A 12,187-nucleotide genomic window follows, 5' to 3' on the forward strand; every position below is an offset into this window, starting at 1 on the left:
TTGGGGGGCTAGGGGGGCGAGTGCGATCGCCTAATTCTATTGTTCCCCCCAGAATTGGGGGGCTAGGGGGGCGAGTGACGGCAAAAACTGCTAGATGAATTGGAACGGGAGATAGAATTCTGAATCCTGCCCTTAGCAATTTGGCGGGGATTGATTGGGTCTGAAAAGCTATATATATGTCGGCACATTCTCCCATGATTTAAGAATAGGTCAAGTGGGGGGATTTGTCAATGGGAAATATGGACAATTTGGGGGCAATTTTGCGATCGCACCCCGTCTCAATGCACAAGTTAACAATTTTGTCAAGCCCCGTCCCCGGGGACTCGAAAAATTGGTGCGTCGGGGAATTTCATTTTTTCGGGAAAATCTGGATATTTCGCGAAGGAATGGGGGTTGTAGCCTCTGGTTTGGCGATTGGACACAAGAACCCCTTGGGTGCCGTTTCGTCAACTGTACCAGAACCCCCATGCTGCCGTCAACTGTTTGAGAGAAATTTGCAATAATTTTTTTATTATTTTCTCAGATAATTTTTGAAAACAAAAGGTTAGGTAGAAATTGATTAGTTTTGGTTAATATCGAGCCTCGGGGGCCGAGGGCGAAGGGCTTTCGCCCCGACATGGAGAAACCGGGTTTCTGAGAGTGGCTTTTATTGCATAGCCAAAACTCAGATAGAAACCCAGTTTCTTGCCTCGGAATTGGGGAGAACAGCCGAATTGAACCAACCCTCCGAACCGATCGCACCGGGAGGCCGAATGGTTTGGAACCGATCGCCCCTTTCCGGTAGAATTGATGGGGAATTCCCAGAGGATCGGGCGATCGCGAGCCGATCCGGGCAATCCCACCGATCGCCCGCAAGGATTACCAACGTTCATCTTCCCCAAATCCATGACTCACCAGCGAACGGGACCGGATCGCCAATCCGTCCTCCTCGGTTCCCTCATCGGCATTCTCGTCAATTTGAGCATCTATTTTCCCGCCCCCGTCCGCGCCGAAACTGTGCTGGGGGTGGTGCGATCGCCGAGCAATGCCGCCGACTGGACCCAGGTGGAACGGCGGCTGCAAACGAGTGACATCCGCCACCGGGCGATCGATATCGACGCGATCGATAGCCCGGAAGCATTGCAGGGGATCAAAGTCCTGTTTCTCCCCAACGTAGAAGTGCTGACCACCGACCAAATTCGCATCCTGGAACAGTGGGTCAAACAGGGGGGGCGGCTGATCGCCAGCGGCCCGGTGGGGAACCGCTCCACGCCTTTAGCCCGCCAACTGCTGCGATCGCTCCTGGGGTCCTACTGGGCCTTTCCCCTCAGCAATCCCGCCCGACCGGAAGCCCAAGAAGGCCGCTGCCGCGATCGCGTCTGCCACAGCGTCACCGACTGGGCGCCGACGTCGGACACGGAAGCCACGGTTCCGGGTGGCGTGTTAATTCCCGCGACGCTGCAAAGCTACACCGCCGGCGTCTGGGAAGGTAGCACAAACTCCGCCGCCGCGATCGCCACCCAACAGGCCATCTATTTAGGGTGGCACTGGGGACAGTCCGAATCTCCCGAAGTGGATGCGGCCTGGTTGCAGGCGGCGATCGGGCGTTACACGATGGGCACCGGGGGAGGACAAGCCGCACCGCAGACCGCCGCCATTCAAACGCCGCCGCCGGAAACTCCCGCCCAACCCGCCACGACGATTCAAACGCCGCCGCCCGCACCACCCGCCCAAATGAGCGATCGCCGTTCGGGTCCCCTCAACCCCCGCCCGTCGTTGTTGGAACTGTTCACCGATCCGTCCCAACAGTCCGCCCCCCCCGCCCTGGAGGTGCAACCGGGGGACGAACCCATCGACAACGCCACCGCCATTTCCATGAAGGAAGAATTGGCGAATTTGCTGGGTCGGTTTGAAAATGCCCTTATTGCTTCCTATTCCGGGGACGTGCCGATCAACTTGCAAGTGGCGTCCGCCCAACTCGACGACGCCGTTGCCGGGATGCAGACGATCGCGGCGGTGCCCAAACCCGCCCGGGATGCGATCGCCCAAGCCGAGGAAGCGATCGCCCAATTCCCCCAACTGGTCGCCCAGCAAAACTGGGCCGCCGCCCGCAAACTGTGGCTGGAGGCCCGACAACAACTGTGGCGATATTATCCCACGGACGGGGAACGGGCCGGGGCGGAAATTCGGGCCGTCTGGCTGGACCGGGGAACCATCGTCGCCGCCCGGGGAGAAGCGGGACTGCGGCAGGTGTTCGACCGCCTCGCGGAGGCCGGCATCAACACGGTCTTTTTTGAAACCCTCAACGCCGGATATCCCATCTACCCCTCCCGGGTCGCCCCGGAACAAAATCCCCTGACGGTGGGTTGGGACCCCCTCGCCGCCGCCGTGAAACTCGCCCACGAACGGGATATGGAGTTGCACGCCTGGATTTGGACCTTCGCCACCGCCAACCAGCGGCACAACCCCCTCGTCAGACAGCCGGAAACCTATCTCGGTCCGGTGTTGTCCGCCCATCCGGACTGGGCGAATTTGGACAATCGGGCCCGCACCTGGCACGAAAACGATCGCAAGGCCTATTTGGACCCGGCGAATCGGGAGGTCCGCAGCTATCTGTTGCGGGTGGTGGGCGAAATTGCCCGCACCTACGACGTTGACGGCATCCAACTGGACTACATCCGCTATCCGTTTCAAGACCCGAACCGGAATTTCAATTTCGGCTATGGCATCGCCGCGCGATCGCAATTCAAACAAATGACGGGGGTCGATCCGGTGACGATTACCCCCAGCAACCCCACGATGTGGCAGCGGTGGGTACAATTTCGGGCTGACCAAATTACCAGTTTCGTGGCGGAGGTTCAACAACTGCTGCGACTCAACTATCCCGACGTGATTTTGTCCGTGGCGGTCTTCCCCCACCCGGAAGCGGAACGCATCCGCCAAATTCAACAGCATTGGGAAGTTTGGGCTCGGGAAGGATATGTGGATCTGATCGTCCCCATGACCTATTCTTTGGATACCAACCGCCTGCAGCGCATCGCCGAACCCCTCACCCGCCCGGAAATGTTGCGGGGGACTCTGATCGCCCCGTCGGTGAAACTGTTGGAAATTCCGAATATCGTGGCGATCGACCAAATTCAAGCCCTGCGGGATCTGCCCGCCGGCGGCTATTCGATTTTTGCGGTGGAAACCATCGACAATAACCTGCAAGGATTCTTCCGCCGCACCCAAAATGGCAAGGCGTCGGATAGTGCGATCGTTCCCTACCGCGAACCGTACAAAGCCGCCCTCTCCCGCTATTTGGCACTGAAACGGGAGTGGAGTTTCTTACTCGCAAATGACCAACTCTGGATCAGAGATGCCGAACTCAAATCCCTGAACGCGAAGGCGGAAAGTTTGGCGGCAGCCCTGGAAGCGTTGGCGGAGTCTCCCTCGTCTCAAAACCTGCGGGAGGCGAAGCGAGAATTGGTCAGTTTCAAGGCTCAATTTACGCGGGCGATGACCCTGCAAGCTCGGGAAAAACCCTACCAGGTCAGCAGTTGGAAAAATCGCCTGGTGAGTTTGGAGATGCTGTTGAGTTACGGCGAACGGAGGCAGTTTTGATCGGGGAATAGGCCAGAGGTGGAGCAGTATATCACAATGTGAGATAACAAAGTGAGAAAAGCGGGTGGCGTGGATTGTCCCCGAAACCCCGACGGGGAACGATTGGTTTTCCTGTTGCCTTCTGGAGCAGTTGCCTATTGCCTGTTGCCGGCTCTATCATTGTCGTTCAACCGTTCGTTGACCGCATCTATTGATAAGCCCAAAGCCGTGGCGATTTGCTCGGCGGTCAATCCCATGTGATACAATCGGGGGACGGCGGCTAAACGGGCTTGTCGTTCTTGTCGGGCTTCGGCTTGGGCTTGTCGGGCCTGTTCTTCTGCGGACAAATAGCGATCGCGGTTTGGGTCGAACCAGGAGAGAATTTCGCGATCGATACCCCCCACGATACCGCGACTGCGACCGATCGCCAAACCGATTTCCGGCATCCAGTAGGGTTCGCCGATTTGTTGCCGATATGCCCCGTCGATCAATTTGTAGACCTCGAAGGGCTCACGGCGATCGCGTTGCCAGTATTCGGGGTTGTAAATAATATAATACAGCACCCCCAGCTTTTCGTAAATCGCCAGTTTCTCGTCGTATTCGCCTCCCGGAGTCCCGGACACCACCTCCAGCACCAATGTCGGGACGATGCCCCCTTCCTCCCAAACCACATAACTTTTGCGGGACTTGTTACCGGGCTGGCGACGGGGAATGCCCAAACTCAGGAAACCGTCGGGGACGACGGGCACTTTCGGGCTGACTCCGGTGGTGTGATAGACACCCATATCCACCGCAAAATACCAGTCATTTCGCTCTTTCCAAATGAATTCCAACAGAAAGAACAGATAATTGGGGATAAAATTTTGGTCTTCGTTATCCACTGGCGTATCGTCGGAACAGGGGAGTTCGTCGCTGGTGGGTAAGTCTTTGTAAAGGTCGGTGTGAACCATGGGACTGAACCGAGTGGCGGACGTACTGCAATTATAGCGGCGGTTGCAACTGACGGCAATTTTTCGACATCAAATCTCCCCGTCGTCGGAACCGTAGGTAATTTTCAGGCTGAACCAAAAGATGGAAGCGGAAATGACCATAATTACCGCCGCCCAAAACCAGTGCGGCAGGAACAAATATTCAGCCAGTTTGCCGGTGTCGGATACCAAATGGCCGCCGTTGATATTGACCGCGCCGCCGCCGAACAAATAATCCTTTTGGTGGTAGGTGCTGACGATCGCCTGCATCCCCATAAATTGTATCGCGAAAGCCTGGATTTTTTTGGGGGTTTCAAACGCCAGGAATAATATCAAAAATCCCCACAAAGAAATCGCGATCGCGCCGAACCAAGTCCGTATCCACAGGAACACGGACAGCAGCATCACACAACCCAAGACCATCAAACACCAGTGGGCGGTTTTGGCGCGGCGGCCGGATAAAATGAAGATTCCCCCGGCGACGGCTGGACCCAGCGGACCCCCCATCGAAACCAAGGCTCGTCCCAGCCGCCCGCCGAAGGAGACGGAACTGGAAGCGACGCCGGAACCGTCGGAAAATAACATTAATTTGTGGAAGTCTCCGCCGAGTAAAATGGCGGTCAGTCCGTGCCCCATTTCGTGGAACCAGGTCGCCAATATTGAAAAGGGATAGAGGATATAATTTCCCCAGGAGAATTGCCAGAGGAGTACGGTGGCGATCGCGGCGGCAATTAACCCGATTAACCCCATCTTGGACGATGACGAGTCTTGCAAGTATGACATGAGGTGGTTTTAGATTGGTTGAAACGCGAAGGATTTCCCCTACTGGAGGGGACGGTTCCATTCTACTCCATAAATTTGGGGTCGGGCAATAGGTGGGGGGGAGGGTGCAAGGGTTGCGCCCCGACGGGGTTGATATCGCGGATGGATGTGCCGGACCGCAAAGTATCACATCGGCGGAGGTGCGGGGTGGGGTGCGATCGCTAATCTGAAGCCTATGACATGGGGTTGATCGCCCGAATATACAGTCTGTCATATCGTCTGAATTTCGGTAATTCTACTGAAGGAATACACTGCAAATTGAGGCTATCCTTAAACATAGGGTTATCAGGAGTCCTTTGAACTTGTCAGAACAATCGAAGCGTAACGCGGCGTTTAATGCCGCATCCCAGGCAAGAGTCCGCCACGCGAAACTCGGCGACCTGTCCAAATCTACCCGAGACAGAATGTCCTGGGGCGGAGTCCGCGGCGACATCGGCAGAACCGAGGCGCAGGCGACGGAGATGTTGGGGAAGGTTCCCCCCTCGCAACGGGCGGGAGTTGATGCCCGAGCCGCCGCTGAGAACACCCGGCAATATTTGTCCGATAAAGATGCCAGCCACATCCGGGCGCACAAACAGGGGGGTTCGGATCATCCCAACAATATGACGTGGGAAAACTCCCAGGCGAACCGAGCTCGGGGCGGGCGAAATATGACTCCGAAAGAACAGGCAAAACTGGGCGCTAAGTGGCACGTTGACAATATTACGGGGGCCGTCAAAGCCGGAATTCAAGCCATACCAATGGGAGCCGCGATTGGTGCGGTGACGACGGCTCCTTTTTCGATACTGACGAACGCTTTGCGGGTGGTGCGGGGCGAAATTTCCGAGACGGATGCGATCGCCCACACTCTGAAAGATACGGTGGTTGGTGGCACTGTGGGGGGTGTGTCCGCATTTACGGTGACTACCCTCGCCGCCGCCTGTCCCCCCATCGCAATGGCTCTGAGTGCTGCTTCCCCTGTATTGTTGACAGTTGGGGCGGCGGGAATGGTTTACGAGTTCTTCCACATTCTCGAAAGCCATAAAGAGGAAGTTCGCAGGTATTACGAATCCCTCACCCGTCAGGAGTTGGAACACCTGCAAAGTATCGAAGATGAGTTGATCGAGCAACACCGCCGAAATCTGGCATTTTTGGACGAAGCCAAAGCGGTGAACGATTACATCCACGATCGCCCCTGTGAACCGGGAATCGAGGGAGCCTTGAAACGGTACGCGGAATCGAGGGCGATCGCGCAATCTTTGGGGGCGATACCGGACGGAACACAACGCCCCCAATTCGGTGGTTTTCAAAATCGTTCGTTGCTTCCCGGTTATTAAATATTAAGTTGGAGATTTTGACGATGGTTTTTCCTGTGATTTGTGGTTTGGTTGGTGCAGCCGTCGGAGCAGTGGCGGGGGCGTTCGTGGCTCACGCTGTCGGCGAAAAAGATAGGCAAGCCGCCAAGCATCACCGAAAAGTTGCCAACGAGTTAACCCAAAAGTACGCTGATTTAGAACGGCGATATTATGAATTAGCAGATTCCAATACAAAGTTAATTAGTGACTTAACACGACAACACGCTTTAGATGAAATGGAAAAAGATCTACTGCGGTTAGCTCTGCGATTACAGCAACATCTGATGTCGCTGATGTATGACATCGATCGCGATCCGACATTACCCGTTCTCCGTAAATTTAAGGAGGCAGTTGATATCACCAATGGGGTACTCTGCGAACTCAATGAAGAACTGATATTCGTGCCGAGTTATTACTGGGCAAAGAATAAAGTCCTGGCTATGAGGCAAGAGCAACTGTTGCTCCAATAATCGTGAAATGTCGTCGGACTGGGTGTCGCAGCAAATCTGATTATTTTTTTCGCAGAATTGCGGAAATGGAAATACAAAAATTGTAGACCCACATAGACGAGCAAACGTCTGTCTTTCTTCAGGATAATCAATCATGTCATCTCAAGAATTTCAACAGCTTTATCAGAACGTCGATAAAACGGGAAAACGACTTTTTCAGTTTCTTCAAGAAGTGCGATCTGGTTTTGCGATCGAAGGACAAAATGTCTTGCGATCGACCGAAGAAGACCTTCAAAAAACGTTGCAAGATCTCAGCGATCAGAAGTATAAAGTGGCGGTGGTCGCGCCGATGAAAGCCGGAAAAAGCACTTTTTTAAATTCGGTCATCGGTGCAGATATTTTAGCCAGCGAAAATGCAGCCTGTACCATTTGCACAACGGAAATTCGGCATATTGACGAGACACAAACGCCTCGCCTAGTGGAATACCGAGAAGGAGCACGAAAGCCGATCCTACTGGCAGAAGGAAACGCAACAAAAATTCAACAACAGTTTTTAGAACGAACCCGGCAAATTCGCAAAATGGGAAACTGCGATCGCGTCATTCGTTTTGAAGTAGACCATCCCATTGAAGCCATCAGCCAACTCCCCTCGCTGTCCGGTTTCACCCTCATCGATACTCCCGGACCCAACGAATGGAAATCTTTCAATGAACTCGATCAAGTTTCTTTGAAGGAAATCACCTTGAAAACTCTACGCACCTGCAACGTCGTGGTGTTTGTTCTGGATTACACTTCTTATAAAGATCATGCCATTATCGATCTATTCCAAGAAGTGCTGAACAATCGTCCTGAGATTTTAAATAAGGTTTACTTTGTCCTCAACAAAATCGATTTGAAATCGGAGCGAGATCCAGAGATTGATACTGTCGTCGATTATTTAAAAAACGAGTTCATAGAGTTTGGATTTGCCAACCCGATGGTTTTTCCCGCCAGTTCGCGGAAAGGTTTGCTCGCAAAGTTGATCATCAACGGGACGGCGACCAAAGCAGATATCGAGGATTTCGAGAACTTCTTTACTGCTCCTTACCGCATCAAAGACGAACAGGGTCAGACAATTATCCCCGCACCTGATAAAATTGCACCTCAAGCTTTATTAGATAGCGAAATTCCCAAGATTGAAGAAAAACTCATTCAAACGATCACCCAGAATGCGGGGGTCAATCTTTTGGAAGATGTCTTAGTTCGATTCGATAAAACTGGGAAGGGGATCGAAGACAGTCTCAATACCAAAATTCAAGGTTTGACAATGGGACTCGAAGATCTCAAACAAAAAGTTAATGAATATGCCGGAAAAGCCGACAGTGCGAATCAACAAATTTTGACATTAAAAAAGTCGATCAAAAATCGCGAATCCGAGTTAATCGAACGTTATGACAATGGGTTGCAACAATTTGCCACTCAAGCAAAAACCAACATTCGGCAAGAAATCGAGCAACTTGCAGAGTCTCTTGTGTCGCGGTCAAAACAGTCCTCTGGAGGTTTGATAGATGGGATTTTTAAAGTTTTTAACAACTTTTTTGATCGCATCAATGTAAGCGAGAATCAAAAGTATAAAATTCGCCTGAATAACAAAAATGATGCTCAACAAATCTTGAAAGCTGTCAACGATTATTGTGCTCCGCACTTGCAAGATCTGTGGGTAAAAACTCAAGACAGTATGATCCGAGAAGGGACTCAGATTCGCCAAGAATTAGCCGATGAAATTCAAAACAAGATGCAATCAATCTCTGATGAGCTCTCTCAATACTTGGGACAGTCTTTGGATATTAAATTGAACGTCGATCCGATTCTCATACCCGAATTGAACTTTGAAGGAGTAATCGATGAAAAAGTAGATCGTATTTTGTCAGAAATTCAAATCGTGGATAAGGAGGTCAAGCATCGTTCCTGTCGCGATCCGGAAATTATCGATGTTTTTCAGGTCGTCCATGAAATCGATTTGGTGTACATTTGCGAATTGATTCAGAAGAGTATTGACGAACAAATCCAGAACAGCAAAGTTGTCATTGATCGCGTTATCAACAAACAAGTTAATGCAGATTTCAGTGCCGCTGCAAAACAAATTGAAGATTATATCGAGAACTTTCAGTTGGAACTCGAATCGCTGGTTTGGCAACAAGAAAGCCAGGGTGATGAAGCACAAAAAATGCTCATACCTCTCGAACAGCAAAAAGTTACCTTGAATCAACTCTATGCAGAGTTGCGTTATTTGGAAGATGGCTTGTCCCAGTTGAAATCAGCAAGTCGGAAAACATCTCCAAATGTTTCCAATGCGCCCCCCAAGGTTTCGGAAAAATATCGAGTTGAATGTCTGTAATGGCAAGTTAGTTACCGAGAGGCGTTTTACGAAACGCCTCTATCAAACATCGCCAATAATGTCAATCCAATGTTTGGAGATAATGAATGGCTAATTGACCCGAAAAAATCTCAGTATTTTCACCGATCTAGATGATATCTTAAAAAACCAAAATTACGTGAAAATACTGATTGTTTTTTCCGAAAGTAGACTTACAATCATAAATAGGAAGTTCACCTTATCACCTCTAAAAATTATGCTACATTTCACCAGAAAGCGTAAAGCCATAGAAGCACTTCAGGAAGCCGTCAAAGAACATGAAGTTATTCGAGAACAAGTCAAGCAAGCCAGCATTGATCTATTCAAAAAACGCCAGAGAGTGGCTTCTGAAGTTATCGAATCAGTTGAATTATATGTCAACACTTTGTCGAACTCTCCGAAAGAATTCGATAAAGCTGTTTCTGAATTTCGCTATCAAGTTAATTGTTTTCTTAAAACTGTCCAAGAAGTCAAACAAAAGTCATCTGCTTCCACCCAAGTTGCTACCGGATCTGGTGCGGCTGGTGTTGCAGCCGGGGTAGGAGTTGCGGCTTTCGGCCCTACCGCTGCAATGGCGGTTGCTACCACATTTGGGACGGCTTCAACTGGGACTGCGATCGCTTCTCTATCCGGTGCAGCAGCAACCAATGCCGCTCTTGCATGGCTCGGAGGAGGTGCTTTAGCTGCGGGAGGTGGCGGTATGGCTGCTGGAAATGCTTTGCTGGCAATGGCTGGTCCGGTTGGTTGGACAATCGGTGGGGTTGCGCTTGTCGGTTCGGGCATATTTGTGAATCAAAGTAATGCCAAAGTTGCAGAAGAAGCGACAGAAAAACGTCTTGAAGTCAACAAGGACATAATTTACCTTAAAAAGGTCGATTTGGAAGTCAAAAAAATTGCAGAAGAAATCAAAAATCTCGCTGATAAATGCTTGAAACAGCTCCTCTACTTCCTGAAAGAAGCCCCCAGAGATTACCGACAGTTTTCTCAAGAGAAAAAAGAAGCTTTCGGGTCACTTATTAACTGTATTCGTTCTCTTGGCAAACTTCTCAATCATAAAATTTAATTATGAGCCGAGATAAAAATCGACCTTTAGATGTCAATATTGCTGCTCAGGTTGCCGGCGCTTGGTCGGCTTCAGATAAAAGCATTCGTGCCGACAACCTGCAAGCATCACTACAAAAGCTTGATGGGGCTTATTCATCTGCAATGGGTGAAATGAAAGTCATACGGGATTTTGTAGGAAATTCACAAAATATTTTGGGCAACGAAAACACAAAGCATGGAGAAATTGCCGAGCAAGTTCATGTGGGAGTTACACGGGCATATGATATTCTTTGTGGACGTTCGCCAAGCGCAACTTTTGAGAATATAAAAAGGACAGCTTCGGTAGACTATCGAGTTGATGGAGTTGACGTTCAGTCCAAATATATCCAGAGCCTTAACAAGACGCTCGATCACATTTTAGACCATAGCGAAAAATATCCTGAATTTGCAAAAGGAAATAGTGAATATCACATCCCAAAGGATTATTATCAGCAACTTGAAGAACTTCGCGAGACGGGTCAGATTAGCAATTCCGATCTGAGCGAAAAATCGATCCGGACAATTCAGAGAAAAATTGATGAGATCGGTCAAGTGACTGGTCGCGATGTCGAAGATGTGATCAAACCTGGAAATGCCACATATGATGAAGTTCAGAAAGGTAAAATTGATCAAACTCTAGATTCTAGGGAAAAAGATCTGAAATCCACAAAACAAGATCTTCAAGATTTAGAAAAACTCAAAAACTCACCTTCAATTCAAGGATTGGGAAAGGCGGCAGCTTGGGGTGCAGTGGCGGGTGGAGGAGTTCGTTTAGCTCAGGCTTTCTGGATCAAGTTTCAAGAAGGAAAAAATCCATTTATTGGAGACTTTACTTTAGCCGATTGGCAGGATGTAGGCATTGAAACTGGCAAAGGAACGCTGCAAGGAGGGATTGCAGGTGGAACCCTATACCTATTAACAAATGCCACGGATCTTGCTGCTCCTTTTGCTGGTGCAATGGTCAGTGGATTAGTTGGGATTGGAGATTTAGTTCAACAATACCATCAAGGTCAAATCAACAGCGATCAGTTTGCCGAACTTTCATTTTTTGTCGCGACAGATGCGGCAATTGTTGGTTTGGCGACGGTTGCAGGACAGGCAATTATACCGATTCCCATGTTGGGCGCTTTTGTAGGAAGTATATCAGGAAAAATAGTTGCATCAGCTTTGAAAAGTTATTTTCAAAATTCGGAAAATGAACTGATCGATAAAATCGAATCTAGGGTTAATTACATATTACACAAGCTCGATGTCGAGCATCGAAAATTTATCGAACAGTTAAATCAATATTTCGATAAATTGGAAACATTGATTAATCTGGCTTTTGATGAAGAGTTAAATACATCTTTGAGATTGGCAGCTAGTGTTACTCTTGCCGAAACAATGGGTGTTGAGGATTCCCTCATTATTCGCTCTACTGACGATCTGGATGAATTTATGATGGCGTAAATGTCGGTTGAAATATAGAAATGGGTTTGATCAAACCGATCGCACTCTGAAAATTTGGCGATCGCCCCCATTTGACGCATAAAACCCAAACGAGCGATCGCATTTTTGTAGGGGCGTATGGCATAC

At 49.9% G+C, this 12,187-nt stretch carries 8 protein-coding genes; 6 read left to right on the forward strand and 2 right to left on the reverse strand.

Going from position 1 to position 12,187, the window contains the following annotated elements:
* The first annotated feature begins 885 nt into the window (after nt 1-885).
* Nucleotides 886-3,582, forward strand: coding sequence for a glycoside hydrolase family 10-like protein (locus tag AC0QHF_RS07030; protein ID WP_324703486.1), 2,697 nt, complete (start codon nt 886-888; stop codon nt 3,580-3,582).
* 134 nt (nt 3,583-3,716) lie between these two features.
* On the opposite strand, the gene AC0QHF_RS07035 is transcribed toward AC0QHF_RS07030, so the two are convergent.
* Together AC0QHF_RS07035 and AC0QHF_RS07040 are read right to left on the reverse strand one after the other, a co-directional pair.
* Nucleotides 3,717-4,511 (reverse strand): Uma2 family endonuclease, encoded by a 795-nt coding sequence (locus tag AC0QHF_RS07035; protein ID WP_324703487.1) that lies wholly within the window; start codon nt 4,509-4,511, stop codon nt 3,717-3,719.
* Between the two features lie 69 nt (nt 4,512-4,580).
* Nucleotides 4,581-5,312 carry a M50 family metallopeptidase gene (locus AC0QHF_RS07040; RefSeq protein WP_324703488.1) on the reverse strand — a complete coding sequence of 244 codons (732 nt, stop codon included), beginning with the start codon at nt 5,310-5,312 and terminating at the stop codon, nt 4,581-4,583.
* 341 nt (nt 5,313-5,653) lie between these two features.
* On the opposite strand from AC0QHF_RS07040, the gene AC0QHF_RS07045 reads away from it, so the two are divergent.
* The 5 genes from AC0QHF_RS07045 (at nt 5,654) to AC0QHF_RS07065 (ending at nt 12,061) form a co-directional block, all read left to right on the forward strand.
* Nucleotides 5,654-6,667, forward strand: a complete 1,014-nt coding sequence (locus AC0QHF_RS07045) for a hypothetical protein (protein WP_324703489.1) — start codon at nt 5,654-5,656, stop codon at nt 6,665-6,667.
* A gap of 23 nt (nt 6,668-6,690) precedes the next feature.
* Entirely contained in the window at nt 6,691-7,155 is a 465-nt protein-coding gene (locus tag AC0QHF_RS07050) for a hypothetical protein (RefSeq protein WP_324703490.1), read from the forward strand.
* A gap of 133 nt (nt 7,156-7,288) precedes the next feature.
* Nucleotides 7,289-9,511 carry a dynamin family protein gene (locus tag AC0QHF_RS07055; protein WP_324703491.1) on the forward strand — a complete coding sequence of 741 codons (2,223 nt, stop codon included), beginning with the start codon at nt 7,289-7,291 and terminating at the stop codon, nt 9,509-9,511.
* Nucleotides 9,512-9,605: 94 nt separating this feature from the next.
* Nucleotides 9,606-10,592 (forward strand): hypothetical protein, encoded by a 987-nt coding sequence (locus tag AC0QHF_RS07060; protein WP_324703492.1) that lies wholly within the window; start codon nt 9,606-9,608, stop codon nt 10,590-10,592.
* Between the two features lie 2 nt (nt 10,593-10,594).
* Nucleotides 10,595-12,061, forward strand: coding sequence for an alpha/beta hydrolase family protein (locus AC0QHF_RS07065; RefSeq protein ID WP_324703493.1), 1,467 nt, complete (start codon nt 10,595-10,597; stop codon nt 12,059-12,061).
* Nucleotides 12,062-12,187 lie beyond the last annotated feature (126 nt).

Source organism: Lyngbya sp. CCY1209 (assembly GCF_055795065.1).